Source organism: Haloferax sp. Atlit-109R (assembly GCF_003665865.1).
Lineage (GTDB): Archaea > Halobacteriota > Halobacteria > Halobacteriales > Haloferacaceae > Haloferax > Haloferax volcanii.
The window spans coordinates 327,845-354,838 of the sequence record NZ_QPLO01000001.1; the positions used below are offsets into that span (position 1 = coordinate 327,845).

Here is a 26,994-nt window from a genome sequence, read left to right on the forward strand (position 1 = left end):
CGTCGTCGCTACCGGCCTTCCTCGTCGAGTTCGAGGTCGGCGACGATTTCGTACGGCGACGACCCCTTTCGGATGCCGTCGAGGATGGCGAACGCCTCCTTCGGCGAGAGGAACTGCCGGGTCACGGCGAGGCCGAGCGGCGTCGGGTCGAGGCCGTCGATGAAGCCCCACTCCAAGAGCTTCCCGACCGCGTGGGTCGTCGGCAACTCACCGAGCATCCGGTTGTTGAGCGCCTTGGCCTTCGTGCCGGCGACGACGATGTTCGCCAGCGTCTCCTCGACCGCCGACGACTGGTCGTACACCGTTCGAACCTCCTCCATCTCGCCTTTGAGGAGTTTGAACGCCACCTCGTCTTCGGTCATCTCCATCGTGTTGTGATAGCTCGCGTCGGGTTCGACGAGCAGGTAGACGACGCCCTTGTCGTGGTAGTCGGGGCGGCCGGCGCGGCCGAGCATCTGGCTGAACTCCTGGACGGAGAGCCACTCGATGCCCATCGCCAGCGTGTCGAAGATGACCTGCGACGCCGGGAAGTCGACGCCGGCGGCGAGCGCGGCGGTCGTCACGACGGCCGCGAGGTCCTGATTGGCGAACTGTCGCTCCACGCGCTTTCTTTGGCCGTAGTCGAGGCCGGCGTGGTACGCCGCGGCGTTGTAGTCCATCTTCCGGGCGATTTCGTGACACCGCCGCCGGGAGTTGGTGAAGATGATGGTCTGACCGCGGTAGCCCTTAGAGGACTTCGAGTCGAACGCCTGCCGCACGAGGCGGTTCTCGATTCGCGGCTTCTCTTGGCCGTCGGCGAAGGTGACGTGGCGCTCGATGGGCACGGGGCGGTCTTCGTACTCGACGAGGTTCGCCCGGAGGTTCTGTGCGAGCCACTTCGGGTTGCCGACGGTCGCAGAGAGGTAAATCCACTGCGCGCCGCCGTAACCCTCGCGGCGGTCCGCGCGGGACTCGCAGTAGTGTTTCAGGCGGGCTATCATCCCGTCGAGGCGGTGGCCGCGTTCCTCTTCTTTCAGGGTGTGGACCTCGTCGATGACGACCGTGCCGATGTCGCCGAGGTCTTTGCCCGTCCGGAGCGCGTGGTCGATACCCTCGTAGGTGCCGACGATGACGTCGGCGTTCGGGTCGAAGCGGTTGCCGTCGTCGTTGATTCGGCTCGCGCCGACGCGGATGGTCACCTTCCCGAGGTGGCCGTAGCGCTCCTTGAAGTCCTCGTGTTTCTGGTTGGCGAGCGCGACGAGCGGGACGAGAAACAGCATCTTCCCGTCGTCGTTCAGCATCCGGTTGATACCGGCGAGTTCGCCGACGAGCGTCTTCCCGGTCGCCGTCGCGCTCACCACGAGTTGGTCGTCGCCGTCGAGCAGGCCGTTGTCGATGGCGAGGCTCTGGACGGGGAGCAGGGTGTCGAAGCGCTCCGTCAGCATCGATTTCAGGTTCGGGTGGAGGTCGAGCGTGCTCGTCTCGACCAACTCCACGTCCTCCGTCGTCGCGCTGATGGTGTCGAACTTCGTCAGGTCGGGGTCCAACTCGCCTTGCAGTAGGTTCGTGATACGGGTCAGGTCGCCCGTCTCGTACAGCAGTTCCTCCAGGCGCTCTTGGGCAGCCTGCGTGAGCCCGCCCGCGAATGAGAGTTCGCCCTCCAGTTCTTGGACGGCGCAGTCGCGGCAGATGTGCTCGTGTTCGGCCTTGATGGCCGTGTCGTCGGTGATAGGCGAGTAGCGCCCGTTGACGGCACAGCGGCGGCAGGTCCGCACCGTCAGCGCCTCGAGCTGGTAGCCGTCGAGCATCTCCTTTAGCTCGTCGCGGCCGTCCTTCGGCGTCTGCTGCGAGATGCGGATGCGGGCGGCCGACCGGGCGAGTTCGACGAACTGGCTCGGGTCGCGCGGCGAATCCTCTCCCTTCCGCGTCACCAGAAAGCGCAGGGGGCGGGGCCCCGCGTTCGTCTCTTTGAGTTCGAGCTTGCCGCGGAGCACCCGCTTTCCGTCCCGGCGGGCGACGACGAGGTAGTCGTCGCCCGTCTGGTGGAGAAACAGCGTGTCGACGCGGGTGACCTGTTTAGACACGGTCCCTGCTACGGCGACGTGGTATTTCAGCGATTCGCCTGCGACCGCTCAGATTCGATAGCGACCCGCACACGCCTTCGTACCGTGTCTTCGAGCCCCGACCCCCGAGGGCAACCGACGGCCACTGACGGCAACCGCGCTCAGGCGTCGGCGTCGGCGGCGAGTTCGATGGCGTCGTCGCCGTTGGGGACCGCACAGAGGAACGCCCCCTCCTCGTCGGACTCGTTTCGATACCAGTGGACGACGCCGGCGGGAATCAGAAGCAAGTCCCCGGCTTCGACCTCGTACTCCTCGTCGCCGATGCCGACGACGTAGCGTCCCGAGAGGACGTACTGTTCGTGTTCGACCTCGTTCGTGTGTTTCGGGACCGACGCGCCGGGGTCGAGGACGAACCGCCGGATGGCGAAGTTCGGCGCGCCGTCGGCCTCGGAGACGAGGACGCCCTTCGACATCCCGTCGGCCGCGCCGACCGCCTCGTACTCGATGTCCGCGCTCCGCTTGACCACCGGCTCCGGTCGGGAATCGCTCATATCTCCCCGTCGATTGCCCGCCCGCGTAAGCATTTCCCCGTCTCTCCGCCCTGACTGCTTAAGGCCCCTCCGCGGCTACCTACGGGTATGCGAGGAATCCGCATCGGTAGCGTCTTCGGTATCCCGATAAAGTTGGACCTCACGTTCCTCATCGTTCTCCCGCTTTTCGCGTGGCTCATCGGCTCGGACGTGACGAATCTCGCGGCCATCGTCAACGACCTCTTCGGCTCGACCATCGACGGCGCGGCCATCTCCGCGGGGTCGATGCAGTGGGTGCTCGGGAGCGCGGCCGCCATCGGGTTGTTCGCCGGCGTCCTGCTCCACGAGTTCGGCCACTCGCTCGTCGCCATGCGCTACGGCTACGAAATCGAGTCCATCACGCTCTGGCTCTTCGGCGGCGTCGCCCGGTTCAAGGAGATACCCGAGGACTGGAAACAGGAGTTCACCATCGCCGTCGCCGGCCCGGTCGTCTCGGTCGCCATCGGCGTCGTCTCCTACGCCGGCTTCCTGTTGCTCCCCGAGTCGCAGGCCCCCGCGCAGTTCGTCCTCGGCTACCTCGCGCTGGTGAACGTTTCTCTCGCCGTGTTCAACATGCTCCCCGGCTTCCCGATGGACGGCGGGCGCGTCCTCCGGGCGCTTCTCGCGCGGAACCGCCCGCACGCAAAAGCGACGCAGATGGCCGCCGAGGTCGGCAAGGTGTTCGCGTTCCTGCTCGGCCTGTTCGGCCTCTTTTTCAACCTGTTTCTCGTCGCGCTCGCCTTCTTCATCTACATGGGGGCGTCCGGCGAGGCCCAACAGACCGTCCTCAAGGCGACGTTCCAGGACGTGGTCGTCCGCGACATCATGACCGGCCGCGAGAACCTCGACGTGGTCGATGAGAAGACCTCCGTCGCGGAGCTTCTCGAACGCATGTTCGTCGAGCGCCACACGGGCTACCCGGTGCTCAGAAACGGCGACCTCGTCGGCATGGTCACCCTCGACGACGCCCGCGGCGTCAAGGAAGTCGAGCGCGACGCCTTCCGCGTCGACGACATCATGAGCGACGAACTGGCGACCATCACCCCCGACGCCGACGCGATGGACGCCATCGCCCTCATGCAGGAACGCGGCGTGGGCCGCCTCCCGGTCGTCGACGAGGCGGGCGAACTCGTCGGCCTCGTCTCCCGGTCGGACCTCGTCACCGCCTTCAACATCATCCGCAGTCGCGGGTCGCTCGACGCCATGCCCCGCTCCGACGCCGGCCTCGCACAGCTTCGCTGATTCCCCGACTGACGCTCAGTTCTCGGGGGCGTCACTCCCCGATATCTCCTCGCGCGCCGCCTCGACCGCGGCTTCGCTCTCGTAGAGGTCGACCGTCGCGTTCGCCCGGAACCACGCCATCGCCTCGTCGAGCGCCGCCGGGTCGCCGCCGGTGAGTTTGACTCGCGTCGGCCCGCCGCTGTTGGGATAGCTCCCGACGCCCACGCCGAAGCGCTCTGTGACCTCCCCGAGTTCGCGGGCGACGGCCCCCTCCGGCGCGTCGGCGTAGACCACTCGCGACCGAACGTCGCCGGCGAACCGCTCGTCGATGGACTCGAACATCGGCTTCATCTCCGTGGGGATGCCCGGAAGGACGTAGACGTTCCCCGCCCGACAGCCGGGCGCGAGCCCCTCCTCGTTCGGGAGCACCTCGGCGTCGGCGGGCATCGAGGCGTACCACTCCGGTTCGAGGTCGAAGTCGATGTCCGGCCGACGTTCGAGAATCGCCGCGATGGTCGATTCGACCTGCGCCGCGGCCTCCTCGTTGACGACGAACGCCCGGTCGAGACCGGCGGCGACGGCCTCCATCGTGATGTCGTCCGGCGTCCCGCCGAGGCCGCCCGTGACGAGGACCGCGTCGAAGACGGCCGCCCAGTCAGCGACCGTCTCGGCGATGACCCCGTGGTCGTCGGGAACCGTCTGAATCCGCGCCACCGTCGCCCCACCCTCGGTGAGCCGCCGGGCTAACCACGTCGCGTTCGTGTTCTCGATGTCTCCCGCGAGCAGTTCGTTGCCGACGGTGAGGATGGCGATTTGCATGGCCGAGTGCTAGTACTTCCAGACGAAAGACCTGCCCGTTTCCGGCGTTCCCTTCGCGTTGTCGACGACGGCCATACCGCCGCTTCGTAACTGGTCGCGCCCGACAGTTCGAGCGCCGAAAAGCGAGGTGGACCGACGACGACCTCGTGGACCGACCGATTAGCCCGTCGGAACCGTTGGGCCGACTGGGTCTTCGTTGTCCTCCGGGTCGCCGCGGTTGCGTATCGCGTCGCGGATGCGGTCGAACACCGAGTCGTCCGCGCGGAGTTGGGTGCTCATCCCACGACGAATGTTAGTGTGTGACGCACTTGGGTCTGGTGGGGCGTCGCGGCGCTCACGTCTCGATTGCGGCCCTCGTCGTTCGAGATTAGAGGTCCAGGTGCGAGAATTGAACGCCGTGAGGCTCCGCCTCACGTATTCACGCTCGTTTCACTCGCGTGAACCCCGGTCGCTCTGCTCACTCCGTTCGCATCGCTCCCCGGTTCAATTCTCTCGGTTCGACTTCGCACATTCTCCATGGTACTCGCGGTGCTCGCTGGCGCGAGCACACGCTCGAAAGAGTGAGAATGTGAAGAAGGTCCAGGTGCGAGAATTGAACCCGCGTCTCAGCCTCCACAAGGCTGAAGGATAGTCCACTACCCCAACCCGGACACGTTACAATCTTTCCTAATTCGCTACGACTAAAATACGTTACGCTACGGTCCCGGAATGACAGTACGTAACAGAGGTCGCCCCCATCGACCACTCCGCGCCGGCGAGCGGGACGCTTTTGCCGCGGTGGCCCGAACTCCCGGGTAGCAGTGGCTATCACCGACAAGATCTATCTCAAAAACCACCGCCAAATCGTCTCGCAACTGGATACGAACATCCCCAAGCGCGTCTTCAGCGGTGCGACCCTCGAAATCCTCTACTCCGGCGAGGGCCTCGCCAAGGTGGACGACGCCACCCGCGACCGCCTGCTCGACTTCGCGCAGGACTTCCTCGACTGCGAGAATTCGGACGACATCTACACCGGCTACCCCGAGCGCCAGTTCATCGAGTACCTGCTGGAACTCCGCGCGCAGGGCCTCGGCCCCGACGCCATCGTGGACGTGATGAGCGACGACTACATGGTGTACGCCTACCCCGGCGACGTGCTTTCGTTCCTCGACGACTCGGTCCGGACGCTCGAATCGGTCGAGGCGCTCGCGGACGTGGAAGGAGACAGAGAGATGCAGGACGAGGCGCGGCGGGCGAAGCAGGACCTCGTCGGTCCTCGCTGAAATCGGTGGGCGCGGACGCCGCGGCGGAGACGACGGCGCTTAGCCGAGGCGGAACGACGGCTCGTCGCCCGTATCGAGGTCTTCCAGTTGGATGACCTCCTCCACGTCGTCGTGGTCGTTTTCGACCTGCTCGCGCAGGTAGTTCACGTAGCCTTTGTGCTCTTCGAGTTGCTCGCGGAGGTGTTCGGCCTCCAGTTCGAGGCGTTCGTGCTCGCGGATGAAGCTCTTGGGAACCTCCACGGTCGGCGGGAACGACTCGTCTTCGCCCTCGCGCAGCTTTTCGAGTTCGTGTTTGGGGACGACCTGCACCTGACCGTCGTGGGCAACTAACGTGTCCACGTAGTCGCGGAAGACGGCGGACAGGGAGATGTCCCGCTCCTCGGCTATCTCCCGAAGGGTCTCGAACGCGTCCTCGTTGACGCGAAACGAGATGGTCTTGTTCTTGTTGCCCATGATATTGGTCGGTCCGTGGTGAGGCCACTTAATGGTTCGTCAGACGAGGGGTCCCGGGCGTCGTAATTCGTCGCAAAAAGGGGCGTGTGACGGTGGAACTCGGCCGTCGGTTGTGTTCGGTCGGCGTTCAGGCCGACGCGCACGAAACGGAGCGAGACGCCCGCTTACGCGCTCAGTTCGTCGGCCTGTTCGAGGCTTTCGAGCGCGGCGATGGCGGCGCGCTTGTACTCGTCGGGGTCGAGGTCGTAGTGCTCGCGGGCCATCCGCGCGTACTCGTCGCCCTCGTCGTCGAACGCCGCGATGCGGTCGAGCGTCTTGTCCGCGGTCTCCGTCACCCAGCGGTCGCGCGTGGCCGCGTCGACCTCGGTGATGGACTCGGGGCGGACGGAGACGTTGATGCTGCCGTCGTCGGTCTCGTAGGTCCGCGGCTTGCCGACGACCGCGACGTAGGCGGGCGCGTCGAGGTCGCGCAGCGCGCTGGCGGCCTCGGGCTGATACTGGCCGGCGTAGACGAAGAACGTCCCCGTCGGGTCGACGATGCGACCGCGCCAGTACTCGTTGTCCTCGCCGACGTCTTCCTTCTCGGTCAGCGTGCCGACGAGGAAGACGCGGTTCGCGCTCTCTCCCGTCGGGAGCAGCAGATAGACGGGCGCGCGCTCGTCGTCCGACTCTTTGAACGTGTAACCAGCGTCGTTGAACTCCTGTGCGAAGACGCGCCGGGCGACCTCTCGGGTGGGGATTTCGTTGGAACTCATTTACATCGACCTCGCTTTGATGAGCAGTTCTTCTGCGTCCGCCGGCTCGCGCAGCCGCTCGACTTCGTTGGCGAGCACGTACCGGCCCAGCGTCGGGCCGGTGACGCGGTAGTAGAACCCCACGAGGTCACCGCGCATCTCCTCTTCGACGATGGTGGTGTCGAGGGCGTCCATGGCCATCTGCTTCGCCTCGTCCAGTTCGATACCGGTCAGCTCCTCCGTCATCTCTCTGTTGAAGATGACTTCGTGGACCTCGTCGCCGTCGTCGACGACGGCCTTGATTCGGAGGTCGAACTCGCCTTCGACGCTGCCGTGTTCGGAACAGCGCCCGTTCTGGAGGACGCGCGTACAGCCCTCCTCGGGACAGCGCTTGATGAGGCCGCTTCCGGACTGGATGTCCACGAGCGCGCCCTCGACGCTGGTCGAGTCGTCGCCGACTTCGATTTCCTCGTCGAGTTCGGTGATGCTCGTCGTCCGGTTGAGCTTCACGGAGAAGTTGCCCTGGTACTCGTCGGTGACGACGTTGCCGAGCGCGTACGACTTCCCCTCTTCGAGTTCGGGGAGTTCGGACGTGGTGAAGGCGATGAACTTCATCCGCCCGGAGTCGTCGCCGAGCAGGCCGACCTGCGCGACGGACTCGCTCCGGGGTTCCCAGAGTTCGACGACCTTCGCGCGGACGTCGACCCACTGCTCGTCTTGGTCGATGTCGTTGAGCAGGGTCTGTTCGTTCCCGCCGGCGCCGCCGGCGAGCTCGTCGCGCTCGATGCCGGCCTCGTCGAGGTAACTGTTGACGACGCTCCGCCGCGCTTCGTCGACGGGGACGCGGTACTCGCTGACGAGGCTCTCTAATCGTTCTTCGACTTCGTCCGCGGACACGTCTAAGTGGTCCGAGAACTGGTCGGCTATCTCAGCCGCATGGGTTCGCAAATCAGTCATGGTCTACCTCGCCTCCACCTTGGTTTCCATTGGGAGGCATATCGAGGTTGGATGCGTATTCATATAAAAATGTCTGAGCCGGAGTGAAAGTAAACGTCACGCCGGAGAGCGCGCCGGAACCGTCGCACCGAGCGAGGAATTGATAGCCACGGGGACGCATTCGACACCATGGACGACCGCCTCGAAAGCATCATCCGCAGCGCCGCCCGCTCGGCCGGCAAGCGCTACGAGGAGGCCAAGCGCGCCTACCGAGACGGTCGTGACTCGGCCCCGGCGAACTCGCTCCCGCGGGACGCCGAGGGCCGCGCGAAGCTCGTCTGTCGCCGCCACGCCGAGCGCCGCGCCGTCGCCGTCGACGGGGAGGGCCGGCCCGCCTGCTTCGACCCCGACCACCCCGACTGCCAGGGCTGCGTCGAGGACATCCGCGAGGGGATGGTCGAGACGTGGTAGGCGACGCGGGGGAGCGAGCCGACCGCGACGTGGTACGGTTTTGAGGCTGTGGCACCACCGGCCCGTATGGACCGCCCACTCGTCGCGCTCGTCCTCGCCGGCGGCACCGGCACCCGCCTGTACCCCGCGAGCCGGAGCGACCGGCCCAAGCAGTTCCTCCCGCTCGGCGGCGACCGCTCGCTGCTCGCGGAGACCGTCGCCCGCGCCGACTTCGCCGACCACGTCGTCGTCTCGACGCGTCCCGCGTTCGCCGACGACATCGCTGACCACGCGCCCGACGCCGAGGTCGTGGTCGAGCCCGCGGCCAAGGACACCGGCCCGGCGCTCGTCTACGCGACCCACCGCATCGCCGCATCGTACGACGACCCGGTCGTGGTCGTCCTCCCGAGCGACCACCACGTCGGCGACGGCTTCGCCGAGGCGATGACCAGCGGGGCGCGCGTCGCCGCCGACACCGACTCCCTCGTCGCCTTCGGCGTCGAACCCACTCGCCCGGAGACCGGCTACGGCTACATCGAACCCGGCGCGGACCGCGGCGACGCCCGCGACCTCGCTGCGTTCCACGAGAAACCGGACGCCGAGACGGCCGCCCGCTACGTCGACCAGGGCTACCTCTGGAACGCCGGGATGTTCGCGTGGACGCCCGAAGCGCTGTTTTCCGCCGCGCGCGACTCGCCGCTTTCCCCCCTCCTCGACGCCCTCGACGACGGCGACGCGGACGCCGGCTTCGCGGCGGTCGAGGCCGTCAGCATCGACTACGCGGTGATGGAGCGCGCCGCCGACGCGGCGGTCGTCCCGGCCGATTTCGAGTGGGACGACCTCGGCTCGTGGGACGCCTTCGAACGCGTCGTCGACGCCGACGAGAACGGCAACGTCGCGCTCGGGGACGACCCGGTGTTCGTCGACGCCGCGGACAACGTCGTCGCCACCGACGGCGCGACCGTCTCGCTCGTCGGCGTCTCCGACCTCGCGGTCGTCGCGTGGGACGACCGGGTGCTCGTCGTCCCGAAAGGGGAGGCGCAGAAAGTTCGCGAGGTGGTGTCGCGGCTGAATCGGAAAGAGATGTTCTGACCGAACGGTTCTTCGTCGCGTAGTTCAGCCTGATTGACAGTATGGGCGACAGGCACCTCCCGAACCGACGACAGCGCGTCGAGCAGTTACTGACGCAGTACGAGTGTCTCCAGAGCGAAAAACAGGACCTCATCGACCAACAGAGCAGGCGGATTCAGGGGCTGATGGCCGCCATCGCCGCCGTCATCGGCTACGCGCTCTACGCCGGCCACCTCGTGTATCTCGGGATGGTTCCGATTCTCATCGGTCTCGTGTTCGTCGAGGTGATTCTCACTCACAACCAGATGCTCTTCGTGGCGAAGCATCTCGCCGTCATCGAGGCGGCGCTCGCGGGGTCGTCGGACTCCCCGTTCAGACACGAACGCGTCCGCGGCGGCGTCTTCGGCGACGAGCGCGGGAGGGGACGATGGCTCGCGCTGGCCGACGTTCCGCACCTGTTTCAGCTCGCGCTCGGCGTCGTCGCGTACGGCTGTTTCGCCGTCATTTCGACGCGCCCCGTGGCGTGGGAGCGCTACGGCGGCACCGTTCCGTCGGTCGTCGGCATCGACCTAAACGCCGACCTCGTCGGCGCGGCGCTTCTCGTGTACTTCGCCGGCCTGCTCCTCGTGGGACTCTCGCACCTCGCGCTCAGGTCGCGGGTCCACCGGGGCGTGGCGGCGTCGGTGTCTCCCTCAAAAATTGCGCCGTGACCGGCGGGGCGGCTCAGGCGCTCCGCAGCCGCCCGCCGTCGACCGGGACACACGCCCCGGTGACGAAGCTCGCGCGGTCGCTGGCGAGGAACGCGACCACGTCGCCGAGTTCGCGCGGGTCACCGACGCGGCCCAGCGGAATCCCGTCGGACCACGAGTCGAGGCCTTCTTCGTACGTGTCGTGGTCGCCGCGCTCGACGGCCGCCTCGACCAGTTCCTCGATGCGACTCGTCTCGTGTGCGCCCGGCAGGACCGCGTTCACCCGCACGCCCGGCGCGAGTTCGCGCGACAGCGACTTCACGAGGCCGATGACGCCGCGGCGGACCGCGTTCGAGAGGATGAGGTCGTCGATGACCTCCTTGACCGACGTGGAGGTGATGCAGGTAATCGTCCCCGCGTCGCTCGCTTCGAGGTGCGGCCGCGCCGCCCGCACGGTCCAGACGGCGCTCATGACGAGCATGTCGAACGCGCCGTACCACTCCTGTTCGGTCAGGTCAGCGAAGCCGCCCGGCGGCACGCCGCCGGCCGAGGTGACGACGTGGTCGACGCCGCCGAACTCCTCGACGGCAGCCTCGACTAGCGCCTCCACGTCTCCCTTGTTCGTGATGTCGGTCTCGACGCCGAGCACGTCGCCGTCGAGGTCGCCAAGCTCCGATTCGGTCGCCGCGAGGCGCTCGGGGTCGCGCCCGCAGACGACGACGTTCGCTCCTTCGTCGGCCAGCGCCGCGGCGCTCGCGCGCCCGAGACCGGCCGAACTCGCCGTGACGACGACCGTGTCGCCGTCGAGTCCGAGTTCCATGTCCGGGGCGACGACCGCCGCGAGCAAAAGCGTGGGCCTCGCGGCACGACGTGTGGCGAATCGGGCCGTCAGAACGGCGGGTCGGTGCGGTCGGCTGCGCGCTGTACGGGCTCAGACGCCGTCGGCGTGCCGGCGGACGCGAACCCGGCCGTCGCTCGTGACGCCGACGAACAGCTGTTCTTTGATTTCCCGTCCCTCCACCGCGTCGCCGGCGGCGTCGGAGACGATTTTCATCAGGTCCGGCGCGGTCTGGTTCACCTTCACGCCCGCCTCGTCGCAGGCGTCGTACACCTGCTTGGGCACGTCGTAGAGGTCGCTTCCGGTCGGGACCTCGACGCGGACCGGCGCGGTGAGCGCGTCCACGAACGTCACCGTCTCGCGGGCCTTCTCGACGTTGGCGCGGGCGCTGGCTTCGATGCTGGAGACGTTCGCGCGCGAGGTGCCGAGGAAGTCGGCGATAGTCGACTGGCGGACCCCACGCTCGCGCAGCGCGAGCACCTCCGCCTGCCGTCGCGTGAGGACGCTCGTCTCCGGGTCGAACCCCGCCCTGTCGAGCAGTTGGTCTACGTCGGGGACCGTCTCGTCGTCGCGTCCGGCGTCGCTCATACCTCGGGGTAGGTCTCGGGGGTGAAAAAAGATACAGCAGGCTGACTGTCCACGGGACGCCGCCGCCGACTCGGCGTTACTCGCCCCAGAAGTTGTCTCGGCTGCCGAGCGCCTCGGGGCGCTTCGGACCGTCGCGACCGCTTCCCTTCGATTTGGCGTCCGCGCCGGTTGACTCGCCCGCCCCGCTCGTCTCTCCCGCCTCGTCCCCCTCGGCTTCGGGGTCGAGCGGCAGGCGCTCGACGACTTTCTTCGCGCGGGCGTGACTCCCCTTCACCCGGTCGATGCGGACGATGGCGCGCGCGTCCGGCAGGAGCCCGTCCACGAAGACGATGAAGCCGTCTTCGGTCCGCCCGACGCCGGCACCGCTCTCGTGGATGTCCTCGACGGTGACGATGACCTCCTCCCCCGGCTTGACGGGCTGCTGTTTGAGCTCGGAGATGGGGCGCTCGTAGTGGTCGCACCACTCCGCGCCGCCGCGGTCGCCGTAGTACTGGCACCCCATGCCCGCGATTCGTTCTGAGAAGCTCGGGCAGTCGTCCGCGAGTGGACAGTCGGACATGCGGGGAGGTACACTAGGGGCACTCTAAACGCTTGCGGGTACCCCGTCGCCCGCCGAAACGCTTTCCCTCGCGCGCTCGAACCCCGCGGTATGGCAGAACGCGTCCCCGAGTTCGCACTCCTTATCGGCGTCTTCCTCGGCCTCTCTGCGACCGTCTCCGCGGCGGTTCTCTCGGGCGCGCTGTTTCGCCCGCTCCTGTTCGGTGCCGCCGTCTGTTACCCCTTCGCCGCCTTCGGCGTCCTCCGGTCCGAAGACCCCTCTGAGGCGCTGCCGCCGCGGGTCGTCCTCGGCCTCGGCGTAGCCATCGGCCTCCTGACCGCGGCGGCCGCCGTCCTCGAACGCGCGACGGTCGAACCGCTCGACGGCGTGTTCGCCGCCGTCGTGGTGTCGCTTCCGCCCGTCGCCTACGCGGTCCGGTTCGGCGCGGACGTGAACCCGCTGTCGCCGGTCCAGTCGCTCGCCTGCTGTGCGGTCGTCGGCGCGGCGTTCCTCGCGCTTGCCCCGCGTCTCGGGACGACCAGCGCGCTCCTCGGATTTGTCCTCGGACTCTCGGGCGCGCTCTACGCCGACGCCCGCGGATTCAGGCCGACACACCGCCAACAGCGCGCCGGCATCGCCGCGGGCGTGTTCGTCGGCGTCGCGGTCGCGGCCGCCGGCGTCGCGACGGGTCTCCCTCTCGGGCCGACCACGGCCGCGGCTGTCGCCGCGGCGCTCACGCCGAGTCTGTCCGTCGCGCTCGCGAGAAACCGGGGGCGGGCACACCGCTTTCGGTCGTGACAGGCGTGTGAACCGCCGCAAAAATCTGGACCAAAAAGAACGCCGAACTCAGGCCAGCGGCGTCCGCTCGACCACCGTGCCATCGTAGGTCGGGTACTGCTCGACGATTTCGCCGTCGTCGACGTCGCCGTCTTCGATCATCTCTTCGAGGAGCCACCACGCGACCTCGACGTGGTTCGACTTGATGCTGTAAAACTCGTCGGGGACGCCGAGTTCGATGAAGCGCTCGGCGGGGGTGTAGGTCTTGCCGTAGACGAGCGTGCCGTCGTCCGTCACCTCGTCGAAGGGGCGACGGAGGTTGCGGGCCATGCGCTTCAGGCGATTTCTGTGCTGGGCGGCGTCCTTGAACACGGAGGTACAGAAGTAGACGCGCTCGTGGTCGCCCATCTCGTCGAGGATGGCCTCCTTCGAGCCGTCGACCGCCGACATGTGGCCGTCTTGCAGTTCGTAGCCCTTCTCCTGCATCCGGCGGTAGTTCCCGTCGGACATCTCGAACTCGTTGATGTTGCAGAACTCCGCGGCCCCCTCGTCGAGGAAGTCGAGGAACTCCGGTTCCGCGCGGATGCCCGGAATCTCGAACGCCGGGGTGAGGCCCTCCTCGCGGGCGATGTAGAGGATATCTTCCCATTCGGTGCCGTGCATGTCGCCCCAGAGTTCGAGCGGCGGGTGGAACCGAATCTCGTCGAGGCCGGCCTCAGCGAGGCGGCGCATGTTCTCGCGGCCGCCAGTGATTCCCGTATAGAGGTGGATGTGGTGGTCCTCACCGAACTCGTCTTTGAGAAGCGAGATGTATCGGCAGGTCTTGTCGAGCGCCTCCTGCGGTTCGCCGCCGGTGATGGACGACCCGAGCGCGTCCATGCGTTTCGCCTCCTCGATGACGTCGGCGTCGGACTCGACTTTCCGCTCGTTGGCGTACACGTCGGTGACGTTCTTGCGATTCTCGCCGAGCGGGCAGTAGAAACAATCGCGCTGGTCGCAGTACCCGTAGACGAACAGCACCATCTTCCCGCCCATGGCGCACTGTTCGCATCCCTTCGAGATCATTCGATTACGGAACCATACTTGGTGCATCGTCAAAAGGCGTCCGACTTCGCCCGGAGCACCTCCCGCTCGCCGGTACGATTATTATTGTCTGTGACTGACAACACGCCATGTCTCTCGGTTCCGTCGTTCGTGCTGAGGGCCCGGTACGGGTGCTCCTCGTCGACGACACCGAGTCCGCCGCGGACACGATGTCGGCGCTCAGCGGCTGTGACCGCCTCGATGTCGCGGCGGTCGACGCGCCGACCGCGGCGGTCGACGCGCACGCCGAGTCGCCGTTCGACTGTATCGTCACCGAGTTCGAATTCGACGGCACCGGCGGTCTCGACGCGCTCCTTCGCGTCCGCGAGCTGCCGAACCCGCCGCCCGTGATTCTGTTCACCCGGCTCGACTCCGAGGAGACGGTCCGCGAGGCGGTCGCCGCCGGCGTCGCCGACGTGGTCGACAAGCGACCGACCGACGCTCAAATCGCGGTGCTCGCCCACCGCATCTCGAAGGCGGTCGCCGCGGCCCGCCAGTCGACCGAACTCGACGAACTGCACGCGTGGCTCCGCGTCGTCGCCGAGCAGTCGCTCGTCGGCCTGTACGTGATACGCGACGGCCGGGTCGCGTTCGTCAACGAGTATCTCTCGAACTTGCTCGGCTACGACACGGACGAGGTGGTCGGCCGACCCATCACCGAGTTCGTCGTCGAAGAAGACCGCGCCATCGTCGAAGAGAGCCTTCGAAACAGGTCCCACGGCAGCGTCGAATCGATGTCGTACACCGTTCGCGTCCGTGATTACGCCGACGAGCTGACCGCGCTGGAAATCACCGGTCAGCGGACGACGGTCGACGGCGAGCCGGTCGTCGTCGGGACCGCGATGGACGTCACGGCCCGACTGGAGTCCGAACGACTCCTCAGACGGTCCGAGCGTCTCACCAGCCAAATCATCTCGTCGCTCCCGGATATGGTGTTCATCTCGGAGCCCACCGAGTTCGACATCGTCTACATCAACGACCAGTTCGAGAGCGTCTGGGGACGCGACGTGTCGCTTCTCTACGATGACCCGAACTCGTTCCTCGACCTCATCCACGTCGACGACCGAGACCAACTGACGCGGGCTATCGACGAGATGTTCGTCGACATCCGAGACGGTGCCGTCGACGACCAGTACGAGTACGAGTTCCGATTCGTTCCCGAGGGGAGCGAGCGTATCCACTGGGCCACCGCCCGCGCGGTCCCGCTCCTCGGTGAGAACGGCGACGTGACGAACATCCTCGGCGTGATTTCCGACCTCACGGAACGCATCAGCCACGAGCGCGAACTCGCCCAGCAGAACGCCCGGCTCGACGCCTTCGCCCGCGTCCTCTCGCACGACATCCGCGGCCCGCTGGCGGTCGCACAGGGCCGGCTCGAACTCGCACGCGAACTCGACGACGACAGCCACCTCGACCACGTCGAGCGCGCCCACCGACGCATCACCGACGTGGTCGAAGACGTGCTGTCTCTCGCCCGCGACGAGCGCTCCGTCCTCGACGCGACGGAGGTCTCGCTGGCCGACGCCGCGGCCACCGGCTGGGAGATGTGCTCGTCGAACGCCGACCACGTCCGCTGTGAAATCGGCGAGCTTCCGGTGGTCGAAGCCGACGAGAGCCGGACGACGCGCCTCTTCGAGAACCTGTTTCGGAACGCGCTTCAGCACGCTCGAAACGGCCGCGCCGGCGCGGCCGACCGCGGCGACGAGCCGACGGGCCTCGTGATTCGCGTCGGCGCGCTTCCGTCGCGCCGCGGCTTTTTCGTCGAGGACAACGGGCCCGGCATCCCGGCGTCGATTCGCGACCGCGTCTTCGACGCCGGCTTTTCGACCAAAGACGGCGACGGAAACGGCCTCGGACTCGGCATCGTCCGGCAGATCGCCGACTCCCACGGCTGGGCGGTTCGGGTCGTCGACGGCGCGGCCGGCGCGCGCTTCGAGGTGCTTTTCGACCCCGTCGGCGAGGCCGGCGCGGCGGAGTGAGCGCCGCGGCTCACGGGCGGGTCGCGACCGCGCGCCCGAGGTCGACCGCTCGCTCGGTGAGACCGACGGACCGCGCCACCGCGACCGCTCCCCCGAAAGCAGATATATCCCCGTGGCATAGGAGTCAACGATGCTCTTGGTCCTCTGTGTCGACCTCGACGACGACCTCGGCCGCAAGACGGGTCTGTCGACGCCCGTCGTCGGCCGACAGCGCGTCGAGGACGCCGCGGTGGCGCTGGCCACCGCGGACCCGGAGGACTCCGACGTGAACGTCCTCTTTCAGGGCATTCAGGTCCACGACGAACTCCTCGAATCGGAGGACGAGGAGGTCGAAGTCGCGGCGGTCACCGGGTTGGAAGGCAGCGACGTGAAGGCGAACCGCGCCATCGGCGACGAGATAGACACCGTCCTCGCGAGCCTCTCGACCGGCGAGCCCGTCCACGCCATCGTCATCACCGACGGCGCGCAGGACGAGTCGGTCCTGCCGGTCATCCGCTCGCGCGTCCCCATCGACGGGGTTCGCCGGGTCGTCGTCAGGCAGGCCCAGAACCTCGAATCGATGTACTACACGATGAAGCAGGTGCTCGCCGACCCCGAGACCCGCGGGACCATCCTCGTCCCGCTCGGCATCCTGCTTCTCATCTACCCCTTCGTCACCATCGCCAGCTTCTTCGACGTTCCGGGCGCGGTCGTTCTCGGCCTCATCTCGGCGCTGCTCGGCCTGTACACGCTGTTCCGGGGCCTCGGCCTCGAATCAGCGGTCGACGAGGCGGCCGACCGCGCCCGGAACGTCCTCTACGCCGGCCGCGTCACCATCATCACCTACGTCGCCGCCGCGGCGCTCCTCGTCGTCGGCGGCGTCCGCGGGGTCGAACTCCTCGAAACCGTCTCGGAGAGCGTCGCGGGCGACCCCCCGGCGGGGCTCGTCCTCGCCACGCTCGTCCACGGCGCGGTCGAGTGGTTCGCCGCCGCCGGCATCACCAGCAGCCTCGGGCAGGTGACGGACGAGTACCTCCACGACCGCTTCAAGTGGCGCTATCTCAACGCGCCGTTCTACGTGCTCGCCATCGCCATCGTACTGTACGCGCTCTCGGGGTTTTTCCTCCCCGAGGGCGTCGTCGGCGTCCAGACGTTCTACCTCCCCGGGCTCGCCGTCGCGCTCACGGTCGGCACGCTCCTCGGCGTGCTGAGCACGCTCACGTTCGCGGTGGCGGAGTCGCGCTACCCGACCGGCTCCGACGGCGAAAACGAGCAACCGGCGTAATCGGCGTTCCCCCCGCCGACTGTGTTTCCTCTCGACTCCTCAGCTCTCGCGGACGATGACGAACTCCGCGAGGTCGCGGAGATACTCCAGCGGCTCCGAGTCGTCGACGCCCGAGTCGTCCAGCGCCGACAGCGCCTCGTCGGCCTGCTTGCGGGCCCGGCGGTTCGCTTCCTCGGGGGTCAGGTCAGTCACCTGCACGAGCGACGGCCGGCCCATCTCGGCGTCCTGTCCCGTGGGTTTCCCGAGTTCCTCGGCGTCCGCGGTGGCGTCGAGCACGTCGTCGCGGATTTGGAAGGCGACGCCGACGCGGGCCGCGTAGTCACCGAACGCCTCGACGACGTGGGCGTCACCGCCCGCGGCGACTGCACCGAGTTCGGCCGCAGCGCGGAACAGCGCGCCCGTCTTGCGATGGGCGAGCTGCATATATTCGGCTTCGTTCGAGGGGACCGCGACCAGTTCGGTCGCCTCGCCCTCACCGAGTTCGACCATCGATTCGGCGACGATGCGGGTGGCGCGGTCGGACGACGACAGGAGGGCGAACGCCTCGCCGAGCAGGCCGTCGGAGGCGATGATGGCCGGGCCGTAGCCGTACTCGGCCCACGCGCTCGGCGTGCCGCGGCGGATGTCGGACCGGTCGATGATGTCGTCGACGACGAGCGAGGCGTTGTGGACGAGTTCGACGCCGACCGCGAAGTCGACGGCGTCTTCGGGGGTGCCACCGACGGCCTCGCAGGCGAGGATGGTCACGGCGGGGCGGACGCGCTTGCCCCCCGCGAGAGCGACGTGGTCGAGTTGGTCGGCGAGCTCCGACGGCTCGACCGCCGAGACGACCTCCTCGAGGCGGTCGTTTACCATCGTGACCCGGCGCTCCAGGTATTCCATTGTCGGTTCGTAGGGTTGGGTAGGGAAGTACGTACCGGATTTCCGAAAACCGAGCGCGGAGGCGGTCGCCGTCGGCGGTTCCTGACCCGTCAGCGAGGTCGAGATTGTGTGCCCTTTCACGTTCTCTCACGCTGGGCGTTTCACGTTCTCTCACGCTGCCCTGTGCCGTGAGCGAGGGGGCACCCGAGCGAACGGACCGACGAGCGAACGGAAGCGCGACCTGCCGCGCTGGAGTGAGTGAGGAGCGTTTTTGGTGAAGCTTTTGCCGAGGGCGGCCTCAGGCCGCCCGCAGCGCAAAAGGTTCTATTCGAACTGCTCGATGAGCTCCGGCACCACGTCGAAGAGGTCGCCGACGATACCGTAGTCAGCGATATCGAAGATGGGCGCGTCGGGGTCGGTGTTGATGGCGACGATGTTCTCTGCGCCCTTCATCCCGGCGACGTGCTGGACCGCGCCGGAGATGCCGACTGCGATGTAGAACTTCGGCGTGACGACCTTCCCGGACTGGCCGACCTGCCGGTCCTTCGGGAGCCAGCCGTTGTCGACGATGGGCCGCGACGACGACAGCGTCGCGCCGAGCGCGTCGGCGAGCTCCTGTACGAGTTCGATGTTCTCTTCCTCTTCGATGCCGCGGCCGACGGAGACGAGTACGTCGGCGTCGGCGATGTCCACGTCGCCGCTGCCGACTTCCTCGAACCCGGTCACGCGCGAGCGCACGCGAGACTCGTCGAGGACGAACGAGAACGCCTCGATGGCGGGCTCGCCCGGCTCCTCGGTGGCGTCCCACTCGCCCGGGCGGACGGTGACCGCGGCGCGGTCGGCGTCGACTTCCACGGTCGATTCGACCTTCGAGGCGTACATCTCGCGGGTGACGACGAGACCGCCGTCGTTCTCCAGGCCGATGGCGTCGGTCACGAGCGGGAGGCCGAGACGCTCTGCGACCGCGGGAGCGTAGTCCAGGCCGTTGACCGTGTTGCCCATGAGGACGTACGTGGGGTCGAGTTCCTCGTAGAGGGCTTCGACAGCCTGCACGGACACGTCGTGGTTGAACTCGTCGCCCTCGGCGACGGTGTGAATCGCGTCCACGCCGGCGAGCGAGAGCTCCCCGGCGAAGGCGTCCACGTCGCCGCCGATGACCGCGAGGTGGAGGTCACCGCCGGTGTCGCTGACGAGGTCGCTCCCGGCCGTCACGAGTTCGAACGACACGTCGCGGAGGCTTCCGCGGCGGTGCTCGACGACGGCGAGCACGTCGCTCATTGCGCGCCCACCCCCTTTTCCCGGAGGACGGTCGCAAGGTCGGCGGCCTGCTCCCCGGCGTCACCCTCGAAGTAGGTCGCGTCGGACTCTGTCTCCGGCTCGTACACGTCGGTCAGGACGAGGTCGGATTCGACCGCCGCGGCGTCGAGGCCGAGGTCGGAGAGCGCGAGCGGCTTGATTTCCTTCGACTGGGCCTGTCGAATCCCGCGCAGGCTGGCGTAGCGCGGCTCGTTGATGCCGGTCTGGATGGTGAGGACCGCGGGGAGGTCGACCTCGGTGAGTTCCTCCACGCCGCCTTCGAGTTCGCGACGGACGTTCGCCACGCCGCCGTCGGCGTCGAGGTCGAGGGCGTTCACGACCGCGGCCCACTCGAAGCCGATTGCCGAGGCGAGCGAGACGCCGGTCGCGCCGAAGCTGTCGTCGTTGGCCTGCACGCCCGTCAGGACGAGGTCGGGGTCCTCGTCTTCGACGACCGCCGAGAGGAGGCGCGTCTTCGCGGCCACGTCGAGCAGGTCCACGCCGTCGAGCGCGTCGTCCCACACGCGGACCGCGCGGTCGACGCCCTTGGCGAGCGCCATGCGGATGGTCTCTTCCGACCGCTCGGGGCCGATGGTGACGGCGACGACCTCCACGTCGTCGTCGCTCTCCTCGGCGATTTGGACGGCTTCCTCGACCGCGTACTCGTCCCACTCGTTGAGGTCGTAGTCGAGGTACTGGTCCGCCACGCGGAGCCCGTCGAGTTCGAAGTCCTCTTCGACCTCGGCTACCTCCTTGACGGTTACGAGAATTTTCATCAACGTTCACTACCGACCGGGGCGAATAAACGTTTTCGCACCGCGGCCGTCCGCGACGCCGTCGCCCGATTACTCCTCGTCTTCGTCCTCGTCGGGCAGCGAGATGAGGTTCTCGCGGCCGAGACGCAGCTTCTCGACGCGCTCCTCGTCGGCCATCGCCGACAGGAGCTGTGAGACCTTGGCGTCGGACCAGCCGGTCTCCTTGACGATGTTCGCCTGCTTCATCCGCCCGCCGTTCCGTTCCAAGAGGAGTTCGACCCGCTCCTCGTCCGAAAGCAGGTCGAGGTCGACGTCGACCTCGTCGTGCTCCTCACCGTCGTCGTCGTCCGGTGCGGACTCGTCGGTCGGCTCCGGCGTCGGCTCCTGTCGCGGTTCGGAGCTCACCGACGCCCCGGCCGGCTCCGCCCCGCTCGGCCGCCGCCGCGTGAACAGGACGACGCCGGCCACGAGCACCGCGAGGACGACCGCGCCGCCGCCGACGAGCGTCCATGGAATCGTCTGTTCCGGGCCCGTCGAGACGTACGTCACGGTCAACTGGTCAATCGATTCGAAAGTCCGTGGTCCCTCGACGACGAGGGCGTTGTTTTCGAGCGGCAGGTTCGTGTCGCTGACGGCGTAGCCCGGCGGCGTCTGAATCGTGAGGTTCTGATTCGACCGAAGCGACGTGAGCCACGTCCCGTCGTCATCGGCCGACAAGGCGTCACCGAGACGCAGTCCCTCGTCGGTCTGTTCGAGGAAGTTGGTCCAAGTGAACGTCAACACGAGGACGCCGGTCTCGTTTTCGACGTAGCCTCTCGTCGTCGCGTTCTGAACCGCCATCGACCGGCCGGTCTGCTCGGCGGCCGTCTGACTGACGCGTTCGAAGAACGCCGCGTCGGGACCGGCGTCGGCGGTTCCCTGCTCGTACTCCCGTGCGAACTCCTCGAACGCCGCGGTCTCGTTTTGCGTCTCGAGCTCGTAGCGCGTCTCGACCCGCCAGTTCGCGGAGCGATCAGCGCGTAGTTGAATCGAGATTTCCGTCTCCGGTGACCGTTCGAGCGTCGTCTGTTGGGCGGCGAGCGGTCCGCGACCGAGCTTCGCGAGCGTCGCTGTCTCGTCCGCGTCCGCGCTCGAATCGATGACATCGGTGTCGGGAACGCCGGCGACCGCGTCCGCGCTCTGCGTGCCGGCCGCGGCCACGTCCGTGGCCGTCACTGGGACTGCGACGCCGGCGACGATGGTGAGGAGGGCAACGATGAGGGCGGCGCTCCGCATATACGTAAATCCGTTTCGTCCGGCGATGAAAACGCTTTCCATCGATTCAACAGCGTCAGACGCCGTCGAGAGACGCCCCCGCCGTCGCCGTCGTCGACAGCAGCAAGAGGGTCATTTTAGTACTGCCCCCGTGTACCCTCACGGCGATGAAGGCCCTCCCACTCGTCGTCGTCATGCTCCTCGTGGCGTCGCCGGTGCTCGGCGCGGTCGGTCCGACCGACGGCTCGTCCCACTCGTCGGCGCTCGATGGGGCGACCCACGCACAGGTCGAGTCGCCGTCCAACGAGACGATTCACGTCCTCGATATCCCGTCGTCGGAGCTGGTCCGGTCGACGGTCGAAGCCCACCACGTCGACCTCGGTCCCTCTCTCGACTTCTCCGCGCTCAGGGCCGGCGGGCGGATTCAGACGGGGGCGTCTCTCGAGCGCATCGAGGCCGCGAGCGACGACAGCACCCGACAACAGCTCATCCTCGACGAGCTAAACGGCATCGAGCAGCGCGCAATCGCGCTCCAGAGCGCACAGCGCTCCGTCATCGAACGGTTCAACGACGACAACCTCACCGCGCGAGAGCTCCTCATCGAACTCGCGCGAATCGACGCCGAGGCGCGGGCGCTCAACGAGCGGCGCGTCGCCCTCCGTGACGTCACGAGCCGAACGTCGGACTTCTCGATTAGCTCCGGGCGGCTCGCGGCGCTCGAACGCGAACTCGACACGTTCACCGGCCCCGTTCGGACGCACGCGGTCGCGGTCATGACCGGCGAGGCCGACGCCGCGCGGTTCTCCGTGCGGACGAGCGAGACCGGGGTCGTCCTCAGCGTCGTCGCCGACGGCGAGTACGTCCGCGAGGCCTACCGCGCGGACCTCCGCGACCGCGACCAGCGCACGGTCACCTACGAGGAGGCGCTCGACATCGTCGCGGAGAACTACCCGACCATCTACTCCAGCCGCACCGCACAGAACGGGACCAACGTCATCAGTGCCGGCGACAGCCACCGCGTGCGAATCAACTACAACTACGGGCAGTTGACGGCGTACGTTGACACCGGAAGCGGACGCGTGTTCAAGGAGTCCCAGACGCGTCCCCTCAGGTCGATTTCGACCACCGCCACCGCCACCGGGGTCAGAGACGGGCTGGCGCTCACCGTCGACCGGACCTACCCCGGCGGACCGCTCCGCATCCAGTTGAACGAAAGCGAGACGGGCGACCCGGTCGACGCGAACGTCACGATTGGACTCGAAGCCAGCCAGGAGAGCACGCTGTTGGGTCACACCGGCTCCGACGGGACGCTCTGGACCGTCTCGCCGTCAGCGCCCTACACCGTCACGGTCATCAAGGGCAACTCGGCGGTCGTGCTCACGGCCGATCCGACGCCCACGCCCACCCTCGCCGCGAACCCAACCGACACGGAAAACGACACGTCCCCGACGGTCACGTCGACGCCGACCGAATCGACCGAGTCGCCCGGCCCCTCCCGGACGGTCCCGCAGGGCGCACCCGGCGACTCGCCAACGGTCGGTTCTCCGACGGTCGGCTGACCGGAGCTTCTTATCCCATGACGGGACCACCCCGTCTCGATGCCTCGTCAGTTCCGCCGCTCGACCCGCGGCTCGTCAGTACTCATCGGGAGCGTGCTCCTCATCGGTCTCGTGGTCGTCGTCGCGGCCGCTGTCGGCGCGGCGGCGTTCGACGCGGCCGACGCCTCGCCGACGCCGACTCGACCCACGGCGCTGTCGCTCGGGGTCTCTGGTGACACGCTGTCGCTGACTCACGAGGGTGGCGCGCCGCTCGACGTGGACTCGCTCGCGGTTCGTATCTCGGTGGACGGTGAGTCGCTCGCGCACCAACCGCCCGTGCCGTTCTTCTCGGCCAGCGGGTTCCGGCCCGGCCCAACCGGCCCGTTCAACGCCGCGGCCGACCCCCGGTGGACCGTCGGTGAGACGGCGACCCTCGAACTCGCGGGGACGAACGACCCGACTATCGAGCCGGGTGCGACGGTGACCGTCCGCGTCTTCGACGGCGACACGCCGGTCGCGGCGCTCGAAGCGACAGCGTCGTGAGTCGGTCGCGACGATGCGCTGACAGCGACGAACACGAGCGGCCGCGTCGACCGCGGCGGTCAGCGATTATTCCTCGGGTGCGCGCGCGATGGTGACGATAGCCCGCGGGCTCCCCGGCTGGCGTTGGAGGATGTGGTGTTCGATGTCGACGAAGCCGGCGGCCTCGAACATCCGGTCGGCCTCCTCCTCGTCGTAAAACAGCATGATGGCGTCCGCAAGCTTCTGGAAGACGCCGGATTTCGGGTCGTCGGGGCCGACGACGAGCACCTTGCTCCCCGGTTTCACCACCCGGCGGAACTCTTCGAGCGCGGTGACCGGGTTCGGCCAGTACTCGATGGAGCCGGACGACCAGATAACGTCGAACGAGTCCTCAGCGAAGGGGAGCCGCTCGGCGTCCCCGCGGTAGAACCGGACCTCGTCGTGCTTGCCGAACTTCTCCCACGCCTTCTGCATCTGGTGGATGCTCTGGTCGAGGCCGTGGACGTCGTCGGTGTAGCGGAGCAGTCCCTCGGTTCCGAAGCCGGTGCCACAGCCCACGTCGAGGACGCGGTCGCCCTGCTGGATGTCGAGCATCTCCAGCGCCTCGTCGCGCATCTCCTCGTTCCAGATGAACGGGTTCACCCGGTCGTACACCTTCGAGAGGTACTTGTAGAACAGGCGGGCCCGCGCTTTGTTTTCGAGGACTCCCATCGCGCCGGGATTAGAACTCGCCGATGATAACGGTGCGGATTCGCCGCGCCGGTCGGCGTTCGGGGGGGAAAATCGCCGCGTTTCCCGAGCGTCTGTCACAGACTTTCCGCAAACACCTTATACAGCGCTTGTGCAACGTTCCTGTGATACGAGTATGCCGAGACAAGAGGTTCTCGAACGAATCAAAACGGCCGAGCAGGAGGCCGACGACATCGTTGAAGAGGCCGAGGCCGAACGTGAGGAGCTCGTCGCGGAGGCGCGTGAGGAAGCCGATGAGATTCGCTCCGAGGCCGAAGAAGAGGCCGCAGAGCTCGAATCCGAGCGTCTTCAGGAGGGACGCGCGGACATAGAGACGGAGCGGGAACGCATCCTCGAAGAAGGCGAGGACGCCCGCGACGAACTGGTTGCCGAGGCGGAAGACCACATCGACGACGCGGTCGAGTTCGCCATCGGCAAATTCGAGGAGGCGGTGGATGCTCAGACCTGAGCAGATGAGCAAGGTCTCGGTGACCGGTTCCAAGGGCGTCATGCCCGAGGTCATCGAGACCGTCCACGACCTCCGACTGCTGCACGTCACCGAATACGACGGCTCGTGGCAGGAGGAGTTCGGATTCGAGACGGGGTCGCCCATCGAGGGCGCCGAGAGCGCGTCCGACAAGCTCGTCACCGTCCGCTCGCTCAAAAGCATCCTCGGGGTCGAAGACACCGACTCCGGCCGGCAGCGCATCGTCCCCGACGACGCGCTCGGCGAGCCCCTCGAAGAGATTCGAGCCGAAGTCAATGAACTGGACGACCGCCGCTCCGAGCTCGAAAACGAGCTCCGCGCGGTGGACGAAGAAATCGACGCGATGGAGCCGTTCGTCGACCTCGGACTCGACCTCGACCTGCTTTCGGGGTACGACACCCTGCAGGTCGTCGTCGGACAGGGGAAGGTCGAGCCCGTCGAGCGCGCCGTCGTCGACGCCGACGACATCAGCGCCTACGAGATCTTCTCGGGCGAGCGCACGCACGCCGTCTTCGGTCGGCCGGTCGACGGTGCCGACGAGATGGCGCTCGCCGACGCGCTGGTCGGCGTCGAGTTCGCCACGCTCGAAGTCCCGGACGCCTCGGGAAGCCCCGAAGAGCACATCCGCAGCCTCGAACAGCAGAAGCGCGAAATCGAGTCGAAGCTCGAGACCGTCGAATCCGAGCTCCACGACATCGCCGTCGAGGAGGGCGAGTTCCTCCTCGCCGCCGAAGAGCGACTCGCAATCGACGTCCAGAAGACGGAAGCGCCGCTTTCGTTCGCGACGACGGAGAACGCCTTCGTCGCCGAGGGCTGGATTCCGACGGAGCGCTACAACACGTTCGCGGGCACGCTCAAAGACGAGGTCGGCGAGCACGTCGCCGTCGAGGAGCTCGAACGCGCCGAGTTCTCGCGTGACGGACACGACCACGCGCGAGAGGACGTCACCGAGACCGGCGGCACGGCCGCCGTTACCGACGGCGGAACGGTCTCGATGTCCAACGACGACCCGCCGGTCGTCCAGAAGAACAGCGGCGCTGTCAAGCCGTTCGAAATCCTCGTGCAGGCGGTCAACCGCCCGAACTACCACGAGCTCGACCCGACCATCATCCTGTTCCTGACGTTCCCGACGTTCTTCGGGTTCATGATCGGTGACTTCGGGTACGGTGTCATCTACACCGCCATCGGCTTTTTCCTCTACTCGAAGTTCGAGGACGGTGCGCTCAAGAGCATGGGTGGCGTCACCATCGCTGCGGGGCTGTTCACGACGTTGTTCGGCATCCTCTACGGCGAGATATTCGGCTTCCACCTCATCACCCAGTACTTCTGGGAAGGAATGCTCGGGCTGTCGCACCCGCCCATCGAGAAGGGGCTGTCGCCGGCCACCTCTGAGTGGGCCCTCGGTTGGCTCACCGTGAGCGTCGCCGTCGGTATCTTCCACATCAACGTGGGGTACATTCTCGACTTCTTCGAGAACTACGAACTCCACGGCGCGAAGGAGGCGGTCCTCGAAAGCGGTTCGTGGATCCTCATGCTGAACGGCCTGTGGGTCTGGATCTTCAGCGACGCGCTCGGTGGCGTCCCGCCGGAGTTCCTGTTCACCACGTTCGCGGCCGACGGGCTCATCCCGCTCGGCTTCTCCGGCTTCTCGTTCACCGTCGGCTGGATCGGCCTCGGGCTGTACTTCCTCGGCGCGGGGCTGCTCGGGACGGCCGAACTGGCCGAACTCGTCGAGTTCGCCGCCCCGCTTTCGAACGTCCTGTCGTACACGCGTCTCGGCGCGGTCCTCATCGCGAAGGCGTCGATGGCGTTCGCCGTCAACCTGCTCGTCTTCGGCGTGTACGTCGACGACCACGGCGGCTGGCACTTCGGGCTCGGCGGAATGCCCGACGCTGCTGCACTCGAAGCGGCAGGAACGGTGAGCTATCACGGCCACGAAGTGACCGAGATTCTGTTCGGCGGCATCTTCCACACGGGTGCCGCGGGCGTCGTGGGCGGACTGCTCGTCCTCGTCGTCGGTCACCTGGTCGTCCTCGCGCTCGGCGTCACGAGCGCCGGCTTGCAGGCCGTGCGTCTCGAGTACGTCGAGTTCTTCAACAAGTTCTTCGAGGGCGGCGGCCGCGCGTACAACCCGTTCGGCTACGACCGCGAGTTCACGACCGAAGACTAACCCTCATCGTCGATTCTTTTTTGACTTTTGTCCGCTCGGAGCGACTGCTTTTTGCAATGACGACGATTC

At 67.2% G+C, this 26,994-nt stretch carries 27 protein-coding genes and 1 tRNA gene; 12 read left to right on the forward strand and 16 right to left on the reverse strand.

Going from position 1 to position 26,994, the window contains the following annotated elements; translation table 11 throughout:
* Positions 1 to 8 precede the first annotated feature (8 nt).
* Positions 9 to 2,063 carry a DEAD/DEAH box helicase gene (locus DVK03_RS01730; RefSeq protein WP_115802090.1) on the reverse strand — a complete coding sequence of 685 codons (2,055 nt, stop codon included), beginning with the start codon at positions 2,061 to 2,063 and terminating at the stop codon, positions 9 to 11.
* Between the two features lie 140 nt (positions 2,064 to 2,203).
* A complete protein-coding gene (locus tag DVK03_RS01735; RefSeq protein WP_115802091.1) occupies positions 2,204 to 2,593 on the reverse strand; it encodes a cupin domain-containing protein in 390 nt (129 codons plus the stop codon).
* 87 nt (positions 2,594 to 2,680) lie between these two features.
* On the opposite strand from DVK03_RS01735, the gene DVK03_RS01740 reads away from it, so the two are divergent.
* Positions 2,681 to 3,853, forward strand: a complete 1,173-nt coding sequence (locus DVK03_RS01740) for a M50 family metallopeptidase (protein ID WP_004065436.1) — start codon at positions 2,681 to 2,683, stop codon at positions 3,851 to 3,853.
* A 15-nt stretch (positions 3,854 to 3,868) separates the two neighbouring features.
* On the opposite strand, the gene DVK03_RS01745 is transcribed toward DVK03_RS01740, so the two are convergent.
* Together DVK03_RS01745 and DVK03_RS01750 are read right to left on the reverse strand one after the other, a co-directional pair.
* Positions 3,869 to 4,651 carry a molybdopterin-binding protein gene (locus DVK03_RS01745; RefSeq protein ID WP_115802092.1) on the reverse strand — a complete coding sequence of 261 codons (783 nt, stop codon included), beginning with the start codon at positions 4,649 to 4,651 and terminating at the stop codon, positions 3,869 to 3,871.
* Between the two features lie 577 nt (positions 4,652 to 5,228).
* A tRNA-His gene (locus DVK03_RS01750) sits at positions 5,229 to 5,301 on the reverse strand.
* A gap of 150 nt (positions 5,302 to 5,451) precedes the next feature.
* On the opposite strand from DVK03_RS01750, the gene DVK03_RS01755 reads away from it, so the two are divergent.
* Positions 5,452 to 5,913 (forward strand): DUF5814 domain-containing protein, encoded by a 462-nt coding sequence (locus tag DVK03_RS01755; RefSeq protein ID WP_004065429.1) that lies wholly within the window; start codon positions 5,452 to 5,454, stop codon positions 5,911 to 5,913.
* A gap of 39 nt (positions 5,914 to 5,952) precedes the next feature.
* On the opposite strand, the gene DVK03_RS01760 is transcribed toward DVK03_RS01755, so the two are convergent.
* The 3 genes from DVK03_RS01760 to DVK03_RS01770 form a co-directional block, all read right to left on the reverse strand.
* A complete protein-coding gene (locus DVK03_RS01760; RefSeq protein WP_004044633.1) occupies positions 5,953 to 6,366 on the reverse strand; it encodes a ribbon-helix-helix protein, CopG family in 414 nt (137 codons plus the stop codon).
* A gap of 164 nt (positions 6,367 to 6,530) precedes the next feature.
* Positions 6,531 to 7,121 (reverse strand): RPA family protein, encoded by a 591-nt coding sequence (locus DVK03_RS01765; RefSeq protein WP_008606062.1) that lies wholly within the window; start codon positions 7,119 to 7,121, stop codon positions 6,531 to 6,533.
* Positions 7,122 to 8,057, reverse strand: a complete 936-nt coding sequence (locus DVK03_RS01770; RefSeq protein WP_004065425.1) for a hypothetical protein — start codon at positions 8,055 to 8,057, stop codon at positions 7,122 to 7,124. It abuts the gene before it with no gap.
* A 168-nt stretch (positions 8,058 to 8,225) separates the two neighbouring features.
* Here DVK03_RS01770 and DVK03_RS01775 point away from each other — a divergent pair, with 168 nt between their 5' ends.
* The 3 genes from DVK03_RS01775 to DVK03_RS01785 all read left to right on the forward strand — a co-directional run bounded on the left by DVK03_RS01775 (position 8,226) and on the right by DVK03_RS01785 (position 10,267).
* A complete protein-coding gene (locus DVK03_RS01775) occupies positions 8,226 to 8,507 on the forward strand; it encodes a hypothetical protein (protein WP_115802093.1) in 282 nt (93 codons plus the stop codon).
* Positions 8,508 to 8,573: 66 nt separating this feature from the next.
* The gene (locus DVK03_RS01780; RefSeq protein WP_115802094.1) at positions 8,574 to 9,578 is read left to right on the forward strand and encodes a mannose-1-phosphate guanylyltransferase; all 1,005 of its coding nucleotides are present in this window, start codon (positions 8,574 to 8,576) and stop codon (positions 9,576 to 9,578) included.
* A 41-nt stretch (positions 9,579 to 9,619) separates the two neighbouring features.
* Positions 9,620 to 10,267 (forward strand): hypothetical protein, encoded by a 648-nt coding sequence (locus DVK03_RS01785; RefSeq protein WP_004044628.1) that lies wholly within the window; start codon positions 9,620 to 9,622, stop codon positions 10,265 to 10,267.
* A gap of 13 nt (positions 10,268 to 10,280) precedes the next feature.
* Here the strand turns inward: DVK03_RS01785 and DVK03_RS01790 are convergent, their stop codons facing one another.
* From DVK03_RS01790 to DVK03_RS01800, 3 genes are all read right to left on the reverse strand, one after another.
* Complete coding sequence (locus tag DVK03_RS01790) at positions 10,281 to 11,066, reverse strand: SDR family oxidoreductase (RefSeq protein WP_115802095.1); 786 nt, start codon at positions 11,064 to 11,066, stop codon at positions 10,281 to 10,283.
* 111 nt (positions 11,067 to 11,177) lie between these two features.
* The gene (locus tag DVK03_RS01795; protein ID WP_004044626.1) at positions 11,178 to 11,672 is read right to left on the reverse strand and encodes a Tfx family DNA-binding protein; all 495 of its coding nucleotides are present in this window, start codon (positions 11,670 to 11,672) and stop codon (positions 11,178 to 11,180) included.
* 76 nt (positions 11,673 to 11,748) lie between these two features.
* Positions 11,749 to 12,231 carry a TRAM domain-containing protein gene (locus DVK03_RS01800; protein ID WP_004065411.1) on the reverse strand — a complete coding sequence of 161 codons (483 nt, stop codon included), beginning with the start codon at positions 12,229 to 12,231 and terminating at the stop codon, positions 11,749 to 11,751.
* A gap of 90 nt (positions 12,232 to 12,321) precedes the next feature.
* On the opposite strand from DVK03_RS01800, the gene DVK03_RS01805 reads away from it, so the two are divergent.
* On the forward strand, positions 12,322 to 13,008 hold the full coding sequence (locus tag DVK03_RS01805; protein ID WP_115802096.1) for a hypothetical protein: 687 nt from the start codon (positions 12,322 to 12,324) through the stop codon (positions 13,006 to 13,008).
* 48 nt (positions 13,009 to 13,056) lie between these two features.
* Here DVK03_RS01805 and DVK03_RS01810 read toward each other — a convergent pair whose 3' ends face one another.
* Positions 13,057 to 14,052, reverse strand: coding sequence for a radical SAM protein (locus DVK03_RS01810; protein ID WP_013035304.1), 996 nt, complete (start codon positions 14,050 to 14,052; stop codon positions 13,057 to 13,059).
* Between the two features lie 107 nt (positions 14,053 to 14,159).
* On the opposite strand from DVK03_RS01810, the gene DVK03_RS01815 reads away from it, so the two are divergent.
* Complete coding sequence (locus tag DVK03_RS01815) at positions 14,160 to 16,049, forward strand: PAS domain S-box protein (RefSeq protein WP_233506006.1); 1,890 nt, start codon at positions 14,160 to 14,162, stop codon at positions 16,047 to 16,049.
* A gap of 130 nt (positions 16,050 to 16,179) precedes the next feature.
* A complete protein-coding gene (locus tag DVK03_RS01820; protein ID WP_004044621.1) occupies positions 16,180 to 17,313 on the forward strand; it encodes a DUF373 family protein in 1,134 nt (377 codons plus the stop codon).
* Between the two features lie 39 nt (positions 17,314 to 17,352).
* Here the strand turns inward: DVK03_RS01820 and DVK03_RS01825 are convergent, their stop codons facing one another.
* The 4 genes from DVK03_RS01825 to DVK03_RS01840 form a co-directional block, all read right to left on the reverse strand.
* Positions 17,353 to 18,195 carry a polyprenyl synthetase family protein gene (locus tag DVK03_RS01825; protein WP_004065397.1) on the reverse strand — a complete coding sequence of 281 codons (843 nt, stop codon included), beginning with the start codon at positions 18,193 to 18,195 and terminating at the stop codon, positions 17,353 to 17,355.
* Between the two features lie 303 nt (positions 18,196 to 18,498).
* The gene (locus DVK03_RS01830; protein ID WP_115802097.1) at positions 18,499 to 19,452 is read right to left on the reverse strand and encodes an electron transfer flavoprotein subunit alpha/FixB family protein; all 954 of its coding nucleotides are present in this window, start codon (positions 19,450 to 19,452) and stop codon (positions 18,499 to 18,501) included.
* Entirely contained in the window at positions 19,449 to 20,246 is a 798-nt protein-coding gene (locus tag DVK03_RS01835) for an electron transfer flavoprotein subunit beta/FixA family protein (protein ID WP_004044618.1), read from the reverse strand. Before DVK03_RS01835 ends, DVK03_RS01830 begins: the two co-directional genes overlap by 4 nt.
* Before the next feature lie 69 nt (positions 20,247 to 20,315).
* Positions 20,316 to 21,500 carry a hypothetical protein gene (locus tag DVK03_RS01840; protein ID WP_115802098.1) on the reverse strand — a complete coding sequence of 395 codons (1,185 nt, stop codon included), beginning with the start codon at positions 21,498 to 21,500 and terminating at the stop codon, positions 20,316 to 20,318.
* Between the two features lie 146 nt (positions 21,501 to 21,646).
* Here DVK03_RS01840 and DVK03_RS01845 point away from each other — a divergent pair, with 146 nt between their 5' ends.
* On the forward strand, positions 21,647 to 23,038 hold the full coding sequence (locus DVK03_RS01845) for a hypothetical protein (protein WP_115802099.1): 1,392 nt from the start codon (positions 21,647 to 21,649) through the stop codon (positions 23,036 to 23,038).
* A gap of 39 nt (positions 23,039 to 23,077) precedes the next feature.
* Entirely contained in the window at positions 23,078 to 23,560 is a 483-nt protein-coding gene (locus DVK03_RS01850; protein ID WP_115802100.1) for a type IV pilin, read from the forward strand.
* A gap of 66 nt (positions 23,561 to 23,626) precedes the next feature.
* Here the strand turns inward: DVK03_RS01850 and DVK03_RS01855 are convergent, their stop codons facing one another.
* A complete protein-coding gene (locus tag DVK03_RS01855) occupies positions 23,627 to 24,250 on the reverse strand; it encodes a methyltransferase domain-containing protein (RefSeq protein ID WP_004044614.1) in 624 nt (207 codons plus the stop codon).
* 154 nt (positions 24,251 to 24,404) lie between these two features.
* Between DVK03_RS01855 and ahaH the strand changes: the two genes are divergently transcribed.
* Together ahaH and DVK03_RS01865 are read left to right on the forward strand one after the other, a co-directional pair.
* Positions 24,405 to 24,737 carry an ATP synthase archaeal subunit H gene (ahaH, locus tag DVK03_RS01860; protein ID WP_004044613.1) on the forward strand — a complete coding sequence of 111 codons (333 nt, stop codon included), beginning with the start codon at positions 24,405 to 24,407 and terminating at the stop codon, positions 24,735 to 24,737.
* Positions 24,724 to 26,925 carry a V-type ATP synthase subunit I gene (locus DVK03_RS01865; protein WP_115802101.1) on the forward strand — a complete coding sequence of 734 codons (2,202 nt, stop codon included), beginning with the start codon at positions 24,724 to 24,726 and terminating at the stop codon, positions 26,923 to 26,925. Before ahaH ends, DVK03_RS01865 begins: the two co-directional genes overlap by 14 nt.
* Positions 26,926 to 26,994: the final 69 nt, after the last annotated feature.

Bases quoted from the DNA above. Each gene is read 5' to 3' on its own strand.
- DVK03_RS01735 (WP_115802091.1), bottom strand. From the start codon at position 2,593: ATGAGCGATTCCCGACCGGAGCCGGTGGTCAAGCGGAGCGCGGACATC.
- DVK03_RS01740 (WP_004065436.1), top strand. From the start codon at position 2,681: ATGCGAGGAATCCGCATCGGTAGCGTCTTCGGTATCCCGATAAAGTTG.
- DVK03_RS01745 (WP_115802092.1), bottom strand. From the start codon at position 4,651: ATGCAAATCGCCATCCTCACCGTCGGCAACGAACTGCTCGCGGGAGAC.
- DVK03_RS01760 (WP_004044633.1), bottom strand. From the start codon at position 6,366: ATGGGCAACAAGAACAAGACCATCTCGTTTCGCGTCAACGAGGACGCG.
- DVK03_RS01765 (WP_008606062.1), bottom strand. From the start codon at position 7,121: ATGAGTTCCAACGAAATCCCCACCCGAGAGGTCGCCCGGCGCGTCTTC.
- DVK03_RS01770 (WP_004065425.1), bottom strand. From the start codon at position 8,057: ATGACTGATTTGCGAACCCATGCGGCTGAGATAGCCGACCAGTTCTCG.
- DVK03_RS01775 (WP_115802093.1), top strand. From the start codon at position 8,226: ATGGACGACCGCCTCGAAAGCATCATCCGCAGCGCCGCCCGCTCGGCC.
- DVK03_RS01780 (WP_115802094.1), top strand. From the start codon at position 8,574: ATGGACCGCCCACTCGTCGCGCTCGTCCTCGCCGGCGGCACCGGCACC.
- DVK03_RS01785 (WP_004044628.1), top strand. From the start codon at position 9,620: ATGGGCGACAGGCACCTCCCGAACCGACGACAGCGCGTCGAGCAGTTA.
- DVK03_RS01790 (WP_115802095.1), bottom strand. From the start codon at position 11,066: ATGGAACTCGGACTCGACGGCGACACGGTCGTCGTCACGGCGAGTTCG.
- DVK03_RS01795 (WP_004044626.1), bottom strand. From the start codon at position 11,672: ATGAGCGACGCCGGACGCGACGACGAGACGGTCCCCGACGTAGACCAA.
- DVK03_RS01800 (WP_004065411.1), bottom strand. From the start codon at position 12,231: ATGTCCGACTGTCCACTCGCGGACGACTGCCCGAGCTTCTCAGAACGA.
- DVK03_RS01805 (WP_115802096.1), top strand. From the start codon at position 12,322: ATGGCAGAACGCGTCCCCGAGTTCGCACTCCTTATCGGCGTCTTCCTC.
- DVK03_RS01810 (WP_013035304.1), bottom strand. From the start codon at position 14,052: ATGATCTCGAAGGGATGCGAACAGTGCGCCATGGGCGGGAAGATGGTG.
- DVK03_RS01815 (WP_233506006.1), top strand. From the start codon at position 14,160: ATGTCTCTCGGTTCCGTCGTTCGTGCTGAGGGCCCGGTACGGGTGCTC.
- DVK03_RS01820 (WP_004044621.1), top strand. From the start codon at position 16,180: ATGCTCTTGGTCCTCTGTGTCGACCTCGACGACGACCTCGGCCGCAAG.
- DVK03_RS01825 (WP_004065397.1), bottom strand. From the start codon at position 18,195: ATGGAATACCTGGAGCGCCGGGTCACGATGGTAAACGACCGCCTCGAG.
- DVK03_RS01830 (WP_115802097.1), bottom strand. From the start codon at position 19,452: ATGAGCGACGTGCTCGCCGTCGTCGAGCACCGCCGCGGAAGCCTCCGC.
- DVK03_RS01835 (WP_004044618.1), bottom strand. From the start codon at position 20,246: ATGAAAATTCTCGTAACCGTCAAGGAGGTAGCCGAGGTCGAAGAGGAC.
- DVK03_RS01840 (WP_115802098.1), bottom strand. From the start codon at position 21,500: ATGCGGAGCGCCGCCCTCATCGTTGCCCTCCTCACCATCGTCGCCGGC.
- DVK03_RS01845 (WP_115802099.1), top strand. From the start codon at position 21,647: ATGAAGGCCCTCCCACTCGTCGTCGTCATGCTCCTCGTGGCGTCGCCG.
- DVK03_RS01850 (WP_115802100.1), top strand. From the start codon at position 23,078: ATGCCTCGTCAGTTCCGCCGCTCGACCCGCGGCTCGTCAGTACTCATC.
- DVK03_RS01855 (WP_004044614.1), bottom strand. From the start codon at position 24,250: ATGGGAGTCCTCGAAAACAAAGCGCGGGCCCGCCTGTTCTACAAGTAC.
- ahaH (WP_004044613.1), top strand. From the start codon at position 24,405: ATGCCGAGACAAGAGGTTCTCGAACGAATCAAAACGGCCGAGCAGGAG.
- DVK03_RS01865 (WP_115802101.1), top strand. From the start codon at position 24,724: ATGCTCAGACCTGAGCAGATGAGCAAGGTCTCGGTGACCGGTTCCAAG.